Source organism: Vibrio mediterranei (assembly GCF_013364395.1).
GTDB lineage: Bacteria > Pseudomonadota > Gammaproteobacteria > Enterobacterales > Vibrionaceae > Vibrio > Vibrio mediterranei.
The window spans coordinates 1,897,576-1,917,001 of the sequence record NZ_JABXGK010000008.1 but is presented as its reverse complement, the minus strand read 5'-3'; the positions used below and the strand labels follow the sequence as shown (position 1 = coordinate 1,917,001).

The following is a 19,426-nucleotide window of genomic DNA, read 5'->3' as shown; positions in this document are numbered from 1 at the left end:
TTCATAGTTGAATCAGAGTCAAAGAACCAACCGAATTACCGTGACGCCAACCGGAGTTTTCGATATTGAACATAGTCTCACTACTGAGACTACATTAAGATAATTAAAATTGTTGAAGCATGATCACATTGTTCAGTTTGAGCTTGTGTAATGAGCATAAGGAAGTGTCTAGCCATCATGTGGAAAAGTGTTCTCAAAATATCGTCAAATGGTAATGAAGTTATTGCCCAATTACCGAGTGAGTATGAGCAAGGTCTGGCATTAGAAGCTTCTTTGCTAAACAACATGTTGGGTGAGCTTAATGCCCAGCATTTCTTTCTTGACGAATCTGCTGTCAATCAATTCATAAAGTGTGCTGCAAGTGCAAAAGGTGAAGCCTTTTCTGGCATCACTATTGCCCAAATTAAAGATGCTAGCGCTGAAGTGATACTAACCGAGCAAGATATGATTGCTAGTATTAAAGTCACTGGAGCATACGGCGGCAATCCACTTCAGCCTAATGACATCATCAAATCACTCACAGAATCCAGAGTAGTTAAAGGACTTAACAAAAAAGCGTTAAAGAAAGTACTGCTACTCAGTCGTCAGCTTAAAGCTGGTGAGAGCTATACCCAACCTGTGGCGATAGGAAAAAGGCCGAAAGAAGGTAAAGATGCGCAGTTTATTCCACTAGTAGCTGACCCTAAAAAGCGTGTACTCAAACCGCAAGCTACCGGCGATGGAGACAAAGTGGATATGCGTGATTTAGGAGCCATTGTTACGGTAGGTGAAAATGAGCAAGTGATGAAGCGAATACCGGCCATCAAAGGTGAGAATGGATTCACAGTCACTGGAGCCATCATCCCTCCTAAAGCAGTCAAAGACAATCCACTTAAGCCGGGAGCAGGGACCAAGTTCTCGGCTGATAACCCGAATACATTGTTGTCTACGATGTCAGGAATGCCGGTAATTAAATCATCGGGTGTCGAGATTGATGAAGCCCTTTGCTTGAGTAAAGTGGATATATCCACCGGACATATCAAATTTAAGGGCAGTGTGGTGATTTCTGGAAATATTGAACCCAATATGGAAGTGACAGCGACAGGGACTATTACTGTTGGGGGATTTGTTGAGTCGGCAATTTTGAAGTCGAAAGGGGATATCATCGTCAGCAAAGGTATCATCGGACATAATGTTGATGATGGCGAACCCAAATCTTGTCTCATTGAGTCTGGCGGCGATGTTGTCGCTAATTACGCTCAGTTTGCCAATATCAGCTCACAAGGAGATATTCACTTTACGGTGCATAGTCTAAACAACGACATCGTGTGTGGCGGTGATTTAATAGTGACTGGCGCAGGGAAGAAACAAGGGATTTTAAGTGGTGGAGAAGCGATAGTCGGTGGCAAAGTGGTTTGTAATCAACTCGGTGTGGAAGGTGATACTGCCACCTACATAAAAGCTTTTGCGCAGTTCCAAAATTACCAAGATGGACTAGAACAACTGCAACTACGTTATACCGAGCTTCAAGAAAGTAAAATGAAAGCAATCCGACGCGAAATAGAGCTTAAGAAGGTTCCTAAGTCAGCAAGAACGGAAGAACAGAATAAAGAGCTCGAAGCATTAAATAGTTCAAACACCGAAGCGTTAGATGAACTCAATGCTGAAAAAGAGAGATTGGAGCTGGAGCTGTTTGCTAAGTTAGAGCTCAATACGGTAGAGTCTTTGGTTCAAACTCACACACGTGTAACCGTCGCGTTTGACGAAGAAAAGGTGACGACAAAAAATACGCACGGCCCTGCATCATTCAGCTTTAATAAGCATATTATCCATTTTGCTCCAAAGCTAAAAGAAGAAGACCTTGCAGTTTAGAACCAAGTTTTTGTTAGCCTAGACTATGACTTAGGTGCTTTGCTTCCACAGCAAAGCGCCATTTCCTTGCTGGGCCAATATATCGTCAGGATTTCTTAGTCGACAGCGACTTAGCGAGAGGCAACCACAACCAATGCACTCCCCAAGCTCGTCTCTAAGTTTGGTCATTAGCCAAATTTTCTCATCTAATATTCGCTTCCAGTTTTTGCCCATAGACTCCCACTCTTCTTGAGAGGGGGCTCTATGAATAGGAAGCACCGACAATGCCTCTTTAATCTCTTCTAGGCTGAGCCCGAGTTGCTGTCCTGTTTTAATAACCGCTATACGTCGCAAGACTGAGCTGTCATAGCGACGTTGATTCCCTTGGTTTCGCCAACTAGAAATCATTCCTTTCTGCTCGTAAAAATGCAGTGCTGATACAGCAACTTCCGCACGCTTTGCTACCTGACCGACTGATAATTCCATTTCATTCTCCTTCTACACTCAAGTATAGCTTGACCTCAAGTAATATTGAGGTTTTAGCATTGAAGCAACTCACAAAGATAAAGGAATGATGATGAAAAGGACTTCGCTGCAACATCTCTCTGCACTGCTGTTCGATGGTATCGCTTCAGGGATGATGTTAATGGCGCTCCCATGGAGCATCTTGACGCAAGGAAACAACAGTACATTCTTGGCTATACTCACGTTATGTTGCACGGCGTTATCGTTCTTTGTGACCCCATTCTTTGCTACGGCTATTGACCGTTTTTCGCGAAAGCATATCTTAGCACTGGTCCAACTATTACAGGCGCTAGCTGCATTACTCGTTGTTTTTACTTGGTATATTGAACCAAATGCACTTTGGCCCCTTGCTGTTGCTCAACTGGTTTTTTGGTTAACTAACGATCTTGCATGGGGGACAAACGGTGCATTCACTCAAGAGCTCTATAAAAGATCAGATTATGCAAAAATCTCTGGACAACAAGAGATCGTCCTACAGATGACCACCCTGACTGCAGGCGGCTTAGGCGTATTGTTATTGGAACTGTGGTCAATTGAGTACTTTGCCTTGCTGGCCATGTTACTTTCTGTCAGCGCTATGATTTGCTATGCCAGTATCCATTACAAACCAAAGCAACGCGAGACCAAGCATGTATCTTTTATGACACAGCTGAGCGAATCTAAAGCCATATTTTCACGCTCACCGATGTTTTTCTTGTTTGTTGCTCTGTCCTGTCTGAGTTACCCAATGATGACTTACTTGTCTAAGTTGGTGCCTATCTATTTTTCCGAGCAAAACATTGAAGGTCATTGGTTTGCTTGGTGGCAAATAAATTATGGTTTAGGCGCGATGTTATGCGGAGTTATCATTACGCAGCTACTGATTCGTTTTCGACAAGAACAACTAATGATTGTCAGTGTTGTCGGGTTAGCGGTGTTATTGAGTGTACTAGCTAGCTCGATGTCAGCACTTAGTCTCGTTATTTTTGCGTTATTTATTGGCTTATTCAATGCGACCAATCGAATCGCTAGAGTAAATAAGCTGCATGAAACGATTGATAATAGAGTTCGAGGCAGAGTAGATGGTGGAATGAAGTTATTCTCTACTTTTGTTCAAAGTATGAGTTATGTTCTTATCGCCTATTTGACTCACTACGATCTTACGGAGCTTGGGTTTGCGGTGGCCGCCGTTGTGATGATGTTAGCCGCTTTGGGTATGTTGTTATTGTATAAAAATAAAAATAATACTCATACGTTACAAAGCTATTGAGGTTTTGCCGGTAATGGCGTTGGGACAGGCTGCGCTGCTTCTTCGGGTTTGGATATGGTAATACTACGGATGAATCGACTGAAGTAGAGTTCTTTTACCAGCTCGTCGCAGCGTTCAGTTGTTAGATTGCGTTTCCATTGCTCGCTGCTCACGGAGATGCGAGTTTGATTGGTTGCTCGATAGCCGTTGGCAACTTCGCATAGCTCTATTGTGTCCATGTAATTAGGGTAAGTATTAACTGATGAGGAGCGAAGGCCAAGCTGATTCATTTGATATGACGAACAGCCCGTCATGATGAGCAAGGTGAAAGATAACAGTGCTTTTATTCTCATAGCAGTTAGTGGTTTGTCCTAGGTTTGTGCGCAAACGCTCATACTAAACACTATTTGAGACAGATAAAGAGAAGTTTTAAACACAGGTCACCTAACAGCAAAAATTAACACTGCTCAGACATTTAGACGATCTATACTGGACGGAATTTATCGTGTTGCGGTAGTGACGTTTCTGAAAAATGAGGAGAATAGGGATGGTGGATTCTATCAACGTAGATGTAGTTGTACTCGGTGGTGGACCTGGAGGTTATACCGCAGCTTTTCGCGCGGCTGATCTTGGACTGTCTGTATGTCTAGTAGAGAAGCAAGATACTTTGGGTGGCGTGTGTGTAAACGTAGGCTGTATACCATCCAAAACCTTATTGCATGCAGCGGCGTTAATTGAACATGCCCAGCATGGAAAGCAAATGGGTATCGCATTTGGTACTCCAAGCATAGACATTGACGGTTTACGATCTCACAAAGAAAACACGATATCAGAGCTGACGAAAGGAATTGCTAACCTAGCAAAAGCTCGCAAGATAACACGCGTTCAAGGTGTTGGTCAGTTTACCTCACGCAATGCACTGTCAGTGGTTGGTGAATCAGAAACGCAAATCTTGTTTAAGCATGCCATCATCGCAACCGGATCACATTCAGTATCACTTCCTATCGCGCCTAATGATCCGAGGATTTGGGACTCTACCGACGCACTAGCGCTGACGACGATTCCTAACAAACTGCTGATCATTGGCGGCGGGATTATTGGTCTAGAAATGGCACAAGTGTATTCAGCATTGGGATCGCAGATCACTATTGTCGAGGCACAAGAGCAAGTGATTCCTGCAGCAGATAAAGACATTGTTCAACCTTTAGTTAAGTCGGTTAAGAAGCGCTATCAAATGTTGACCAAGACGTTGGTGACTGGCATTGAAGCGGGTACTGATGCTATCACGGTATCTTTTGACGGTAAGAAAGCACCAGAAAGCGAGTGTTTTGATGCTGTATTAGTGGCTGTTGGGCGCAGGCCAAACACGTCCAACTTAGGGTTGGATTTGCTAGGCATTGAGGTTGATAAACAGGGGCTTATTCCTGTGAATGACAAGATGCAAACCAGCGTCCCTAATATTTTTGCTATCGGTGACATCGTCAAAGGACCGATGTTGGCTCACAAGGCAACACACGAAGGCAAGGTGGCCTCAGAGGTTATCGCTGGTATGGATTCAACTTTTCATGCTGTAGCCATTCCATCGGTGGCATACACCAGTCCGGAGATCGCTTGGGTCGGTGTGACAGAGAAGGAAGCTAAGCAGCAAGGTATAGAATTCCAAACAGGCAAAGTGCCTTGGTTGGTCAGTGGTCGAGCTCAGAGTGTTGGGGCGACGAATGGCGTCACCAAAGCGCTTTTCTGTGCCGAAACAGGTACGCTTTTAGGTGCAGGGATTTGTGGAGAAAATGCTGGGGAACTCATTCACGAAGCAGCTGCGATGTTAGAGCTAGGGGGGCGTGCTAAAGATATCGCTCACACTGTTCATGCTCATCCTACATTAGCAGAAACCTTTGCCTTTGCTGCCGAATTGGTTGAAGGCTCTATGACCGATATGTTACCTCCCCGCAAGAAATAACCAATATCGAACGTCTTGTTACCAAGAGATGATGCCCACTTGTTAAAGCAAGGGGGCATCATTGGAGAGTTGGCTGTTTTTAGTATTATCCTTGTGTCACTTGCAATACAATTTTCCCGATATGGCTTTTCTCTACAAATTCCCGTTGTGCCTGTTTGATATCTGATAATGCAAACACTTTCCCCACCAGTGGTTTTATTTGTGAGTGTTCGATTCGGCTGATTAGGTTTGGAAATACCTCATCTTCGAGCCCAGTACAGCCGAAAAAAGACAGATCTTTTAGATACAGTGTTCGAACGTCGAGTTCGACCATCGCGCCACCAATAGCACCAGAGACGGCATAGCGGCCTTTGGGTTGCATCACTTCAAGTAACTCTGGCCATTGAGGACCTGCAACGAGATCAACGACAACACTAACGCTGTTTCTACCCAATGTATCCACCAAGCTTTCACCACGTGATACCGTTTTATCGGCACCGATATCAAGTAAGGCTGATGCCTTCGATTCACTAGTTACTGCAATCACCTTAGCACCACGTGCTTTCGCCAACTGCACTGCAGCAGAACCCACACCGCCCGATGCGCCAGTGACTAAAACAGTATCATTAGCTGTGACTGATGCTCTGGTGAGCATGTTTTCTGCGGTTGAGTAAGAACACGGAAAAGAGGCGAGCTCAATGTCGCTGTAGCTTGAATTTACACTGTAAGCCTGGCGAGAATCCACTACGGTATATTCTGCAAAACCACCATCACACTCAGAGCCAAAGTACCAGAAGTGATCAAGGCGTTCTCCATCGGAGTACCGAAGGCAAGGATCAATGAGCACGCGTTCGCCAATTCGAGCATCGTCAATATGCTCTCCTACAGCGATAATATGACCACAAACGTCCGCACCTTGAATTCTTGGTAGAGAAAGAGCATTGCCAGACCAGCCTGCGTCTTCACTATCGTTATCGCCCTTGGAGTACCAGCCAATACGAGTGTTGATATCGGTGTTGTTTACGCCTGCGGCGCTGACTTTAATGAGAACTTCATTAGCGGCTGGTTTAGGAACCGCGATGTCTGATTTAACGACAAGTTGTTCTAAGTCACCGTGCCCAATGAGCTGAACGCCAGTCATAATTGAACTCATGTGTGGTTTCCTTTTTTAGTTGTTTGATGTTGTCGCTGTGAATAGTGCGTTGACTGCCGTTTTAGCTGCACTCACGGCAGCTTCTCCCAGGATAGGGTAAGCGGCCGTGATACCTTCATGAAGTACATATAACGCCTGACTTAGATCTTCACGACCACTTATCTGCGCCAATTGTTGAATTACCGCATGTTTATAGGTTTCAACAGCGGAGTGAATTTCTGCATTGTCAGGAAATGCCGCTAGAGCATTTGCAGAAAGACATCCTTTTGGTGCGTTCTGCCTCATCCAGTGACTAAGCGTATCAAACGCCGATAAGGTGGCAGCCAAGCCAGGAGCACTGTGGCAGCTTTCTAGTAACGATAGGTAACGTTGATGACGATAATCCAGCGCGCCCACGACCATACTTTCTTTAGAAGGAAAATATTTATAAAGCGTTCGCATACTGACACCAGAAAGTGCTTTTAGCTCAGCAACACTCGGTTCTGCAAACCCTTTTTGCGCAAAAGCACGTTCCAGGTTCTCGGCTATTTGTTGTTGGGACATCATAAAACCTATAGGTAGAATGTTTGTACTACCTATAGGGTAGAATAATTGTTCTACTCTCGTCAATAAATAAAAAGCCCCGATTGGGGCTTTGCAGAAATTGTTCGGGGGTAGGAGCAGTTATGCGTTGGTGTCACAAGAAAAGACAATCCCTGCACTCAATCGCGCTTGCTCGATAACGTTCATTACGGAGACGGAATGGTTAAGGTGTCGATAGCATTGTTCCAGATTTTGTTCTCGGAACATACGTGCGAAACTCTGGAATTCCTCTACCATGTGATTTTCAGGATTCGCTTCATCATAGGTTTCTGATTGTTCACCACATACAAAAGAAACGCTAGGGCAGAAGTTAGTAGCACCTTCTACTTTAATGTAGCCTTTCTCTCCTTGAATGATGGCAAAATTAGGACTGGTCGAGTCTTTTGCGGCCGCACATGATGCGATGAATTCCGGGTATTGAAGTGTGCATACTCCTGAAGTGTCGATACCGTTGTGTCCTCGGTTTGCTAGGTAATGCACATTATCTGGAGTGCCAAACAAACCCATGACAAAATGAATGTTATAGACATTTAAGTCATAAAGCGCTCCCCCAGAGAGCTCAGGACTGAACGCGGGCAGTACATTACCTTCTTTGTACTGAGGATAGCGGCTTGAAAACTGAGAGAAATTACATTGTACTAGTTTAATATCTCCAAGTTTTTTTATCTTATCTAGGATGTAACGGTAGTTTCTAAAGTGGAGCAAGGTGATTGCTTCAAACAAATACAGCCTTTTTTCAACTGCGAGACTTGCTAACTCTTCGCTTTCACTCGCCAACGACGTGAATGGCTTTTCACAGATAACGTTCTTATTCGCTTCAAGCGCTTGCTTGGTGAATAGATAATGCAGGCTGTTGATAATACCTACGTACACGGCATCTATATTCGAGTCTGCTAAGAAATCGTTATAGTCGGTGTAAATTGTTGGTATCGAATATTTCTCAGCAAGCTCCTCTGCAACCTGACGTTCCTGTTCTAGAACACAGATGGCAGACACGGTAATTTCATCAATCTTATCAAGTGCAGCTAAGCAGACGTTTACGATACCACCAGCACCGACAATTCCTATTTTCATCATCGATCTCCTGTTATAGCTGTGTCCAGTCGAACGCAACGCACTTGTAGCTATCGCGATCTTCCATCAGTCCTCGGTAGCCTTGCATTGCATCACGAGGAGATAGAATGTGGCTGATATAATCTTCTGCCTTTAGACGACCATCCTTCAGACAATTGACGATATATTGCATGTTACGCTCTACACACATACGTGAGCCTTCTTGTTCGTAGAATGGGTATAAGCCGTTGTAAGCCCCCTTTACTGTTAACATACGCATGTGGATGCGATTTAGAATTGCGGTAACGTTACCTTGATGTTCCGCGCGTGGTGAGCCGCTGAGGATCACTTGGCCGTTAAATGCAGCACAATTAACGGCAGTCTCGATAGCAGGAGAAACACCTGCGACATCGATAGCGATATCAACACCACGACCGTTCGTCAGCCTCATGACTTCCGACTCTTGATGTTCTGGCGCACAGCTAACTACGTGTTGAATGCCAATTTTCTTTGCGTCTTCAGTACGAGAAGTAACAGGATCAATGGCAATTACTTTTGCACCTGCAAGTTGGAGAAGCTTAGCTGTAATGAGCCCAATAGTGCCTAGACCAAATACCGCAGCGGTGTCCCCAAGCTTAACGTCAGCGATAGCGACACCATTCATCGAAATTGATGCAAGGTAAACGAGTGCAGCTTGTTCTAATGTGAGTTCTGGATCGACTTTAAGGATGAGCTCTAAATTGCGTCCGTTATGCTCGAAACGTTGGAATTGCTTGTGAGGGCCATTAAACATGACTCGGTCACCCACTTCGATGCCTGTTAATTCATTGCCTTTTTCGACTACTTTACCAACAGAAATATAACCAGTATATAGTGGGTACTCTACGCCTTTTTTAATACCATAAACTCGCGACAGTTCGGTCCCTGCGCTAATAAGTGACATCTCATTTTTAATAATGGCTTCATTTGGCTTAATATTAGAATCATCAAGTTGTTCATTTAATAACTGTACGTCTTTTAAGCCAATAAGTTTGACGTTATATGTGTCTCTCATAACTTACCTCAAAATTAAATTTAAAAAGGGAGAAGAATTCCTCCCTGAAATTTTCTGGACTAGGCTTCTAGACCTAATACGTCACACATCTTTTCTTTATAGGTTTCTACATGCATGCCTATGATTATTTGAACATTATTGCCATTAATCACCACACCAGTTTGTTTACCTTTTTCTATTTCAGATTTGTCTATTAACTCTGGGTTCTTAACTTGAACCCTCAATCTAGTAAAACAGTTGCCAACAGTCTCAATATTATCTTGTCCGCCTAATCCTGAAATAAAGTGTTTAACATCAGAGTCATCATTGACAGCACTCTTAATCACATCTTCGTTAGACACATCTTGGTCCTGGAAGATATCAATATTACGTTTCTTGATAATCCATACTGCAGGGAAATACCATAATGGCATCATCAATATACCAATTAATACTGTGAAATGAGCTTTAGTCAAACTCAGAGGTATTGCGATGTTAGTGATAATTAAATCAATAATGCCATTTGGCATATAAGTACTAACACCAAGCATATAGGTAATACTATCGGCAATACCACCCACTAATCCGTAGATAAACCAAATTGATGGAGCGATAAATATATAAAGGAAGTGCAATGGCTCCAGAATACCAGTACCTACAGCAACGGCCAGACTTGGAATTATAATACTCTTCGCATAGGCCTTTTTCTCCTTTGCCGCTGTTCGTATGAAGGCCGCTGCGATAGCTAGTGAGCCGAACACCTTAGTAAGACCGAAGCTGACGTATTTAATCGATGGGTCTAACTCAGTAATTTCATTCATATGTGACATTTCAGCTAGGAAGATGGTTTGTGCTCCATGAATCACTTCTCCACCAACTTCTGCAGTTCCGCCCAATGGAGTATAAAAGAATGACATCCATAGAGGATGGTGCAGACCTGTCGGTATCAACCAAAAGTTCCATGCTGTGTAATTGAAAATACCGAACACACCTGAAGTTTCGATCAACGATGCTAAGTTGTTGATCATATTATTCATTGGTGGCCAGAAGTAACATGATGAAATAGCGAGTGCTGCAGTAATTGGTATCATGAGAATAAATACAAAGCGTGAGCCTTCATAAATTCTAAAATAAGCACCAAAAGTTAACCCTTGATATTTATTATGCAGCCAACCAACTAATATTCCCATTAGCATGCCGAGAATAACGCCCATGTCGACAACTTGAAATCCTAGTACCATTGCTTGACCAGTACCGTATAATCCAGCGATACCTTCCTCAGCCAACATATTGTTGTTAGTAAGGTAAGTATTGTTTGCTACTAGGAAAAATAGGAACGATATTAGGGCTGTAATAGCGGCATCGACCTTTTTCTTTTGAGCTAATGCCGCAGCAAGCCCCATACAGAATATAATAGGGAGGTTACCTAGCATCCCAAACATCATCGACATAATCATGTCGCCGATAGAAATAATGAAGCTGGGCATGAACTCCATTCTCATGATTGCCGCAACAGCCATTGCTGTACCCATTACGGCAATAAATAGAATAACCTGTATGGCTGCTCTGGAGAACTTTTGTGTCGCCTCCTTGGCATTGTGTCGTAGGGCAGAGGTATTCATTTTATTATCCTTGTTACTTATTTATTAAACTGGGGTAAATAACTTCCGTTTTCTTCAAGAATGTCTTCAACGATCGCTTTCGCCTTGGGTACATTGACCACAGTACGGTTTAGAGTAAGGGCATTGATAAGTTTTTGCTTGTTACCTTCATACCAAGCATCTACCACCAGTTTTTCATAGCCAAGCTGGCTTTCAATCATGGCTTTTTGGAATGTCGGTATCTTGCCGACGCTGAGGGCTTTTGGTCCACTACTTGTTAGTAAGCATGGGACTTCAACCATCGCGTCTTCTTGGATATTTGAGATAGCTCCGTTATTTGGAACAATTACCAAGTAGGTTTCGCACAAGTTGTAAGCAAGTGATGCCGCGACTCGAACCATATAACGACCGTGAATGTCTGCGTGTAGTTCTTCTTGAGCTGTACTGTTTGCTGAGATTACGCGCTGGCAAAGGTCAAAGACACGTTTCTCTCGACCATTGATCACTTGACGAGCGCGAGTGTTGTTAATGTCTTCTTTCGCAGCCATTTTCTCTGGGTACAAGTAGTATTGCAGGTAGGTATTTGGTAAGTATTCTGGGTTGTCACGTAGCATGGTTTCCATGTTTTTAAACGTTGCTTGCCATGACGGGTCATTGACGATTTCTGAATCTACAGCTTTGATACCTTCATTAAGGATGACGTTCTTAATTTGATCGGTGAGATCTTCACCTTGTCGATTTTTAATACCTGTAAACCAGCCGTAGTGGTTTAGCCCAAAGTATTCAGGTACGAGATCCCAAATCTCACAACCTAGGATTTGTGCATAACTGACCATAATGGCAGCAGGCATATCACAGATGTTGAGAATTTTCTTATCATCAGGAAATTCGCGATTTAGTGCTTCAGCGACGATCGCTGCAGGGTTGGTATAGTTGAGGATCCAAGCATCAGGGCATTGTTTACGAATGTCGTTGATGATTTCAATCATGTCACCAATGGAGCGAAGCCCATAAGCCATACCACCTGGACCGCAGGTTTCTTGACCAACACAGCCATGTGCGAGAGGAATCTGCTCATCACGTTCGCGCATTTGTAGACCGCCACTGCGGATTTGAATGAAGAAGAAGTCACTATCCTTGAATGCCTCTTCTTTGTTGGTGGTGTAATGAAATTCTTCTACTTCTGGGTAACGTTCTTTTAATAGAATTTTAGTAGCTTCTGCGTTGAGTGCTTGGCGCTCTGCATCAGTATCATAAAACGTGATTTTTCGTAGCGGGAACGTGTTTTTTTCCGCAATCAAACTCATGATCATGCCGATAGTATATGTGCTGCCAGCACCGACGATAGTGAGGTTTTGTTTCTTCATTTCTGAACCTGTTGGGTGTCGATTAAGTTATTTAAATGTACGTATCAAGAAGGTACATATGAAGTACATTTGAATATATGGATTCAAAAAGTATGGTTAGATCACATAAATGTCCTTTTTAATCTGCGTTAAGGTCAATAAGTACTCTTTGTTGAAGTAAAAGTACTATTAATGTATCCTTGTTGGAAATTTAGTGAGGTGAAGTTATGAGTAAACATCTCTATATGAGAGTGTCAGAAGTGTTGGAGCAAAGAATTGCAGACAAGACCTATCCACGAGATTCATTGTTACCAACAGAACAAGATCTACAAATGGAGTTTGGAGTAAGCAGAGCAACTATCCGAAACGCAATGAAAGTGTTGGTTGATAGAGATTTAGTACATAGAGTGCGTGGAGACGGCACTTACATTAAATCAGCTAAGACACAGCACGACGCCTTGAGTCACTCGGGTTTTACGGAAGAAGTAGAGCAACAAGGTGGAAAAGCTTCCACGCGCATCATCTCGTTTCAGTTGCAAGAGGCTGACGAATACGTCGCTCAGAAACTGGATATAGTGCCTGGAGACCAAGTATATTTTATTAAACGTGTTCGTATGATTAATGAGATTCCTGAAGTGTTAGAGCGCAGTTATATGCCATTTGAGTTGTTTCCAGATTTGTCGGTCGAAACAATACAAAACTCTAAGTACCAATATGTAGAGCATAAGTTAGGACATAAAATAAAGCACAGCAGGGAGAAAGTGTATGCAGAGGGTATCTCTGTTGAAGATGCGAGGCCGTTGAAACTAAAAAGTGGTACACCGACTTTGTGTGTGGAAGCAATGGGTGTGTTGGAAGACGGCACCATTTTCGATTTCGCCATCAACCGATTTAGCCTAAAACAATATTCATTTGAATACACATCACCTCGAAGTACTATGATTCAAAAATAATATTTCTTTATTTGTTAACTTTATTTCATCATAAATGCAACAAATTTGATGCAGGTTAAAGAATAACGCAGGCCCCGTTGATTTATCTTATCCGACCAGTTATCGTTTAACTAACAAGCTGTTAACATAAGGTGGTCGGCATGCATTTCGATGAATTATTAGAAAAAGCTAAGCAATGTGCTCAAACTGGAGAGCATATGGCCATTCCATCTTCGTGGGGTCAAGGCAGAACGGTGTTTGGTGGCTTATCTGCCTCTCTGTTGTATACCATCATGCAATCCAAAGTTAATGGTGAACGTGTATTGCGTTCATTGAACACCAATTTTGTTGGTCCGCTGCTTGTAGATGTGCCTTTCACATTTGAAGTCGAAGTGTTACGTGAAGGAAAAAGCGTGTCTCAGATGAGTGCTCGATTGATTCAAAATGGTCAGGTTGCTGTTTTTCAGCAAGGGTGTTTTGGAGCAGATCGCGACTCGAATATTAGTGTTAACAACAACGATAACCACATCATGCCACTGCCGGATGAACTACCTAGATTTCCTGAAGTGGCTCAAGGTGCACCTAATTATACCTCCCATATCGATCTTGCTTTGGCTAGAGGTCATCTGCCATTTACTGCAAGTAAAGACTCACATACTTGGGGTTGGATGCGATTCAAGCAAGCTCCAAAACAGATTACAGATGCACATCTTATTTGTTTGGTCGACGCATGGCCTCCAGGTGTACTGCAAATGATGTCAACGCCGGCGCCTGCCAGCAGCATGATGTGGAACTTGGAATTTATACATCCTCACCAACCTGTTGAACCAGAAGATTGGTTTGCTTACCAATCTCATACTCGTCAGGCGGCTCAAGGGTACGCTCATGCTCAGGCCAATATATGGAACAATAGAGGTCAGTTAGTGGCAGTCAGTCGTCAGAGCATCGCAATCTTCGATTGATAACAAAAGGACATAACTAGGAGAGATACGCTCTCCTAGTGCTAAGAAATTATCTTTATGGCTTCAACGATAGCGTTTTGGTCATTTGAGGCTTTGGTTACTATATCCGCACAGTTTTTAAGTTTCTCGGTCGCATTATTTACCGCAATGCCAAGTCCTGCACACTGCAACATAGATACATCGTTGTCGTTATCGCCTATTGCCACAACATCTTCAAGCTCAATGCCTAACGAAGTGGCTAAGCGCGAAAGCATGGCACCTTTACTATTGCCTTTTTTATTAAAGCCAATGCGGTTAAACCAGGATTGTTCGTAGCTGAAATTGTTATAGATCAGCGGATCAGAGATAAAGGCATCAATATCATTTGGACTACCTTCTGTTACGAACGTCCAGACATGCTTGCAATCGCTCAGCGCGCTCGCGAAATCAGCAACACGCTCTATTTGGGGCTGGATGTTTGACTCAAGTGTGGCGCCCCATGACTCCAATTTTGAGATGTAATTAGCGGGATGTTGGTAGCAAAGCAAGATTTTGTCGTCAGCATAAGCAATCAGATCGAGAGACTCAGACTGAGAAACAAAGTGCGCCGCTCGCTGTTTGTCTATAGGCTCAGCAAAAGTAATTTGTTGGTTTTCAAACTGGTAGACATAAGAGCCATTACAACAGATGGCCGGAGTGTTCAATTGCAGCAGTTGGTGATAATAGGCGACGGTGGTGTGGTGGCGACCTGTCGTTAAGATGATGTTTGTTGTTGAAGCTATGGAGCGGATTATTTGCTGGGTTTGGGTATCAATCTCCCCTTGTGAATTGAGTAGCGTTCCATCTAGATCAATGGCGATGAGCTTATACTTCATGTTGTACCTCAACTTGATGAGGTTGCAAACCAATCGCTGTTGCGGCATTGATTAGCGCGCTCATTGTCATGAACACGCGAGGGGTGAGATCGCGTCCTGTTTCTAAGAAGCTGTTGACTCCCCATTTTGAGCTCATAATCAGCAGATAGTAGCCCCTTGCCGTGCGAGGTTTAAGGGCTATTGCTCCTTCAATATCACCTCTTGCAAAATGATGTTTGAATTCCTTTAGCAGCATTCAGATGTTCCTTTCTTCAGATAAAAAAAGGGGCGAATATCGCCCCCGGTTCGCCTTATAGGAATGCTTTATATGGAAGCTCCGGCTCATTTTTGAAGATGTCTTTGAAGCCGCGGAAATGCTGGTAGTGCATGCGACCTTTATCTGTTGGATAGGTGTATTTACCACCGACTTGCCAGAAGAAAGGTGCAAAACTGTACTGCAGACGGTCTTTCTTCATATTCCAAAGTACTTCGATTTCTTTAGGATCGTTTTGGAAGTTAGCCCAAATATCGTGGTGGAACGGCATGACTACCTCACAGTCTAAAGATTCAGCTGCGCGAAGGATGTCAGATGACGTCATTTTATCGGTGACACCGCGAGGGTTTTCACCATAAGACAATAGGGCTACATCTATTTGGTACTCGTTACCGTGTGCAGCGTAGTAGTTTGAATAGTGTGAATCACCTGAGTGGTATACGCTACCGCCTGTGGTCTCAATCAAGTAGTTTACAGCGCGTTTATCCATACCATCTAGGATCTCTTTATCATACGAAGAAGTACCTTCTGGCAGAGTTACTAGAGCAGTGCGGTCAAATGAGTCTAAAACGCGAATCTTCATATCGCCCACTTCAAGAACGTCACCTACTTTTGCCACGATACAACGATCTTCTGGAACACCCCAGCCCATCCAAAGGTCAACACACGCTTGTGGGCCAATGAATTTTACATGATCGCCACAGTTCTGTAGTACCGCCGCGGCCACGTTAACGTCGATATGATCGGCGTGATCGTGAGAGGCCATAACTGCGTCGATATCTTTGATCGCAAAGGGATCAAGTGGGAAAATTGCTGTACGTAAGTTTGGTTGAAGTGCTTCAACACCACCCATACGCATCATTTGGTGCTGGTTTTTCATGAACTGGTTCTTTTGTGTTTTTTTACCAGTACCACACCAGAAATCGATAGTAACGTTAGTATTGCCTTCACTCTTAAGCCAAATACCCGTACAGCCTAACCACCACATTGAAAATGTGTTTGGCTCTACGACAGTATTTTCAATCTCTTCATTTAGCCAAGTACCCCACTCAGGGAAAGTGCTTAAAATCCATGATTCACGAGTAATTTCATTTACGTTGCTCATAACAATACCTTTTATTTCAATAAATTGGTCAAATTTTGGATGTAGGGTGCCTAGCACCTCTTTTTGCAAAGAGGTACTTGGGTATTTTTTCTGGACTTGGTTAGTTAATTATTTACACGAGAAGCACTTCGGTGCCGTTACTTCTTATTGCTTCTATCACTTCAGGGTTGGCATCTTTGCCAGTAATCAAGATATCTATTTTGTCTGCTGGGCAGAAAAGCATGCCAGTGCGATTACCTATTTTCGAGCTATCTACCACAACAACGAGTTTGTCGATCTGTTCTACCATTTGCTGCTCAGATACTGCGGTTAACATATCCGCTTTGTACAAACCGTTTTCAGTGAGCCCTTTACCACTGGTAAACATCCAGTGGCCGGCGTATCCGCCTAAAGAGTTTGGTGACGGATTAAGAAATATGTTCTGTGCTTTGTTGTATTGCCCGCCAATAATGATGACATCTTCATGATCCTCATTAATTAAATAGCTGGCGAGTGGAAAATAGTTCGTCACTATTTGCACATCTTGCTGGCATAGCTCTTGTCCTAATAAGAAAGCTGTTGAACCACAGTTAATCACAACGCTATCGCCTGGTTGACACAAGGAGGCGGCTTTCACTGCAATGCGTGATTTTTCGTGGTAATGATCGGTGGTATCAATATTGAGTGGGCTCCAAGCCTTACGCTTAATCTCAATACGTTCTGCACCATTTCTTACTTTTTTTAATTTACCTAGCTCATCTAGTTTTGCGATATCACGTCTGGCGGTTGCAGGCGAAACATCGAAGTTCTCGATGATGTGAGCCACATTGATGACTCGCTTTTCATCAAGTAGAGACAAGATTCCATCATGTCTTTGTAATTCATTCATGGTTATCACCTTAATTTGTCATCAAGTGATTACTTGGTGATTATTTTTGATTTGTAATGATTCTATTTTGCTCAGGGCTGACTGTCAAATTCTCTCGCCCTAAAAGTGCTAAGTAAATCACTAAAAATAGTTAAGTTATTGATATTAAACAGCTTGTTGTTTTCGTGTGTGATCGTGTTGGCAAAAATAAAGTTTATAGAACGCGAAAATTGATAAAAATCAAAATAATCATAAATGAGCATTGAATGATTACTTATGATTGGTAATGTTTGTGTTGTGAGCAACTACTGAACAGAACATCAGTGAACGACACGGACAATCTCTGACCTACACATAAATATAAAACATTACCAAGGGGCAAGAATATGGAGTTTCTATACGACATCTTCTACATATTTTACAGTCAAGTAATGACCAAAGCGCCGCTGCTACTGGGTCTGGTAACTTGTATTGGTTACTGGCTACTCAGACGTGACGGCACCACCATCATCAAAGGTACAATCAAAACTATTGTCGGCTTTATGCTGGTACAAGTCGGGGCGGGAACCTTAGTCGCAGGTTTCAAACCCGTAATTGAAAAACTCTCTGAGTTCCACGGACTCACCGGTTCGGTCATTGACCCATACACATCAATGATGGCTACCATGGAGACGATGGGTGATAACTACTCATGGGTAGGCTATGCCGTTCTTTTAGCACTCGGCATCAACATTCTACTAGTTCTTTTCCGTCGCTATACCGGTATTCGCACTATCATGCTTACTGGACATATCATGTTCCAACAAGCGGGTTTGATCGCAGTATTCTACTTCGTGCTTGGTGCTAGTATGTGGGAAACGATCATCTATTCAGCAATTCTGATGGCGCTGTATTGGGGTATCTCCGCCAATATCATGTTTAAGCCAACAGAAGCCGTCACCGGTGGCGCTGGGTTCTCAATTGGTCACCAACAACAGGTTGCTTCTTGGATTGCTACCAAAGTGGCACCAAAACTGGGTGACAAAAATGATAGCGTTGACCAATTAGAACTGCCTAAATGGTTGCACATATTCCACGATAGCATCGCGGCAACAGCGATCGTGATGACGGTTTTCTTCGGTATTATCCTTCTTTCATTTGGCCTCGATAACCTACAAACCATGGCTGGAAGCACGCACTGGACAATCTACATCCTTGAGACTGGTCTTAAGTTTGCGGTAGCGATTCAGGTTATTGTTGCCGGTGTTCGTATGTTTGTCGCTGAGCTGTCAGAAGCTTTCAAAGGTATTTCTGAGCGAGTAATTCCAAACGCGGTATTGGCAATTGACTGTGCGGCTATCTACGCATTCTCTCCAAACGCAATGGTATTTGGTTTCATGTGGGGTGCGATTGGTCAGTTCGTCGCGGTTCTTGCGATGTTAGCGTTTGATGCGCCAATCATGATCATTCCTGGATTCATTCCAATGTTCTTCTCTAACGCAACGATCGGTGTGTTTGCTAACCACTTTGGTGGCTGGAAAGCGGTAATGAAGATCTGTTTCGTAATGGGCATCATCGAAGTTGTGGGTTCGGCTTGGGCTATCCACTTATTCACCCAACAAGGCACTGAGTTCAGCGGCTGGATGGGTATGGCGGACTGGGCGTTAATTTTCCCACCAATCATGCAAGGTCTATCTGCATCTAACTTGTTCTTCTTCGTTCTTGTCGCGCTATCTGGTGTGTACATGTTCTACGCATCACGTGCATTGCGTGCAGAAGAAGATGCTCAAGGTACGGTAACGGTTACAGAAGAACCAGAAGTGATTGAAGCTGTAGCTAAAGCGGTAGAAGCCAGCGACGGTGTACGTCCAGTAAGCATCCTTGCTGTGTGCGGTAACGGTCAAGGTTCATCAATGATGATGAAGATGAAGATTGGTAAGTATCTTGAGAAGAAAGGCATACCCCACGTGATGGATTCATGTGCCGTGTCTGACTACAAATCGAAACTCGCATCTACCGACATCATCGTGTCATCTAAGCACCTTTCTGCTGAGATGGATCCAGGCGATGGCAAGTTTGTGCTGGGTGTACAAAACATGCTTAACCCAAATTCATTTGGTGATGAGCTACTCGACATCATAAACACCAACTTCGCAACACAAAAATAATAACGACACACCAAAAAGGGCCAGCGTAATGGCTGGCCC

At 43.4% G+C, this 19,426-nt stretch carries 18 protein-coding genes; 6 read left to right on the top strand and 12 right to left on the bottom strand.

Features of this window, described 5'->3' with window-relative positions; all coding sequences use genetic code 11:
* Window positions 1-177: 177 nt before the first annotated feature.
* Window positions 178-1,851, top strand: a complete 1,674-nt coding sequence (locus HOP38_RS25700; RefSeq protein ID WP_198559317.1) for a DUF342 domain-containing protein — start codon at window positions 178-180, stop codon at window positions 1,849-1,851.
* Between the two features lie 30 nt (window positions 1,852-1,881).
* On the opposite strand, the gene soxR is transcribed toward HOP38_RS25700, so the two are convergent.
* Window positions 1,882-2,316 carry a redox-sensitive transcriptional activator SoxR gene (soxR, locus tag HOP38_RS25695; protein WP_006069722.1) on the bottom strand — a complete coding sequence of 145 codons (435 nt, stop codon included), beginning with the start codon at window positions 2,314-2,316 and terminating at the stop codon, window positions 1,882-1,884.
* Window positions 2,317-2,407: 91 nt separating this feature from the next.
* Here soxR and HOP38_RS25690 point away from each other — a divergent pair, with 91 nt between their 5' ends.
* Window positions 2,408-3,604, top strand: a complete 1,197-nt coding sequence (locus HOP38_RS25690; protein ID WP_198559316.1) for an MFS transporter — start codon at window positions 2,408-2,410, stop codon at window positions 3,602-3,604.
* Here HOP38_RS25690 and HOP38_RS25685 read toward each other — a convergent pair.
* Window positions 3,598-3,936, bottom strand: a complete 339-nt coding sequence (locus HOP38_RS25685) for a hypothetical protein (RefSeq protein WP_006069724.1) — start codon at window positions 3,934-3,936, stop codon at window positions 3,598-3,600. The two genes, HOP38_RS25690 and HOP38_RS25685, sit on opposite strands and share 7 nt — an antisense overlap.
* A 194-nt stretch (window positions 3,937-4,130) precedes the next feature.
* Between HOP38_RS25685 and lpdA the strand changes: the two genes are divergently transcribed.
* Window positions 4,131-5,540, top strand: a complete 1,410-nt coding sequence (lpdA, locus tag HOP38_RS25680; protein ID WP_198559315.1) for a dihydrolipoyl dehydrogenase — start codon at window positions 4,131-4,133, stop codon at window positions 5,538-5,540.
* An 85-nt stretch (window positions 5,541-5,625) separates the two neighbouring features.
* Here lpdA and HOP38_RS25675 read toward each other — a convergent pair whose 3' ends face one another.
* The 6 genes from HOP38_RS25675 to HOP38_RS25650 form a co-directional block, all read right to left on the bottom strand.
* Window positions 5,626-6,672 (bottom strand): alcohol dehydrogenase family protein, encoded by a 1,047-nt coding sequence (locus tag HOP38_RS25675; protein ID WP_031495215.1) that lies wholly within the window; start codon window positions 6,670-6,672, stop codon window positions 5,626-5,628.
* Between the two features lie 15 nt (window positions 6,673-6,687).
* Window positions 6,688-7,215, bottom strand: coding sequence for a TetR/AcrR family transcriptional regulator (locus tag HOP38_RS25670; RefSeq protein WP_124942225.1), 528 nt, complete (start codon window positions 7,213-7,215; stop codon window positions 6,688-6,690).
* Between the two features lie 120 nt (window positions 7,216-7,335).
* The gene (locus HOP38_RS25665; protein WP_124942224.1) at window positions 7,336-8,328 is read right to left on the bottom strand and encodes a Gfo/Idh/MocA family protein; all 993 of its coding nucleotides are present in this window, start codon (window positions 8,326-8,328) and stop codon (window positions 7,336-7,338) included.
* Between the two features lie 13 nt (window positions 8,329-8,341).
* The gene (locus tag HOP38_RS25660; protein WP_124941607.1) at window positions 8,342-9,361 is read right to left on the bottom strand and encodes a zinc-dependent alcohol dehydrogenase; all 1,020 of its coding nucleotides are present in this window, start codon (window positions 9,359-9,361) and stop codon (window positions 8,342-8,344) included.
* Window positions 9,362-9,420: 59 nt separating this feature from the next.
* Complete coding sequence (locus HOP38_RS25655; RefSeq protein ID WP_198559314.1) at window positions 9,421-10,962, bottom strand: PTS transporter subunit EIIC; 1,542 nt, start codon at window positions 10,960-10,962, stop codon at window positions 9,421-9,423.
* Window positions 10,963-10,979: 17 nt separating this feature from the next.
* Window positions 10,980-12,308: a 6-phospho-alpha-glucosidase gene (locus tag HOP38_RS25650; protein WP_031494600.1), complete on the bottom strand. Its 1,329-nt coding sequence runs from the start codon at window positions 12,306-12,308 to the stop codon at window positions 10,980-10,982.
* Between the two features lie 206 nt (window positions 12,309-12,514).
* On the opposite strand from HOP38_RS25650, the gene HOP38_RS25645 reads away from it, so the two are divergent.
* Window positions 12,515-13,240 carry a GntR family transcriptional regulator gene (locus tag HOP38_RS25645; RefSeq protein ID WP_124941605.1) on the top strand — a complete coding sequence of 242 codons (726 nt, stop codon included), beginning with the start codon at window positions 12,515-12,517 and terminating at the stop codon, window positions 13,238-13,240.
* Window positions 13,241-13,380: 140 nt separating this feature from the next.
* Window positions 13,381-14,181, top strand: a complete 801-nt coding sequence (locus tag HOP38_RS25640) for an acyl-CoA thioesterase (RefSeq protein ID WP_006069728.1) — start codon at window positions 13,381-13,383, stop codon at window positions 14,179-14,181.
* A 41-nt stretch (window positions 14,182-14,222) separates the two neighbouring features.
* Here HOP38_RS25640 and HOP38_RS25635 read toward each other — a convergent pair whose 3' ends face one another.
* From HOP38_RS25635 to ulaR, 4 genes are all read right to left on the bottom strand, one after another.
* Window positions 14,223-15,035 carry a Cof-type HAD-IIB family hydrolase gene (locus HOP38_RS25635; protein ID WP_006069729.1) on the bottom strand — a complete coding sequence of 271 codons (813 nt, stop codon included), beginning with the start codon at window positions 15,033-15,035 and terminating at the stop codon, window positions 14,223-14,225.
* Window positions 15,025-15,270 carry a hypothetical protein gene (locus HOP38_RS25630; protein WP_006069730.1) on the bottom strand — a complete coding sequence of 82 codons (246 nt, stop codon included), beginning with the start codon at window positions 15,268-15,270 and terminating at the stop codon, window positions 15,025-15,027. The genes HOP38_RS25635 and HOP38_RS25630 overlap by 11 nt, the downstream gene beginning before the upstream one ends.
* A gap of 55 nt (window positions 15,271-15,325) precedes the next feature.
* Window positions 15,326-16,393, bottom strand: coding sequence for an L-ascorbate 6-phosphate lactonase (gene ulaG / locus HOP38_RS25625; RefSeq protein WP_006069731.1), 1,068 nt, complete (start codon window positions 16,391-16,393; stop codon window positions 15,326-15,328).
* A 112-nt stretch (window positions 16,394-16,505) separates the two neighbouring features.
* Complete coding sequence (gene ulaR / locus HOP38_RS25620; RefSeq protein ID WP_006069732.1) at window positions 16,506-17,261, bottom strand: HTH-type transcriptional regulator UlaR; 756 nt, start codon at window positions 17,259-17,261, stop codon at window positions 16,506-16,508.
* A 365-nt stretch (window positions 17,262-17,626) separates the two neighbouring features.
* On the opposite strand from ulaR, the gene HOP38_RS25615 reads away from it, so the two are divergent.
* Window positions 17,627-19,387 carry a PTS ascorbate-specific subunit IIBC gene (locus HOP38_RS25615; RefSeq protein WP_006069733.1) on the top strand — a complete coding sequence of 587 codons (1,761 nt, stop codon included), beginning with the start codon at window positions 17,627-17,629 and terminating at the stop codon, window positions 19,385-19,387.
* The last annotated feature ends 39 nt before the right edge of the window (window positions 19,388-19,426 follow it).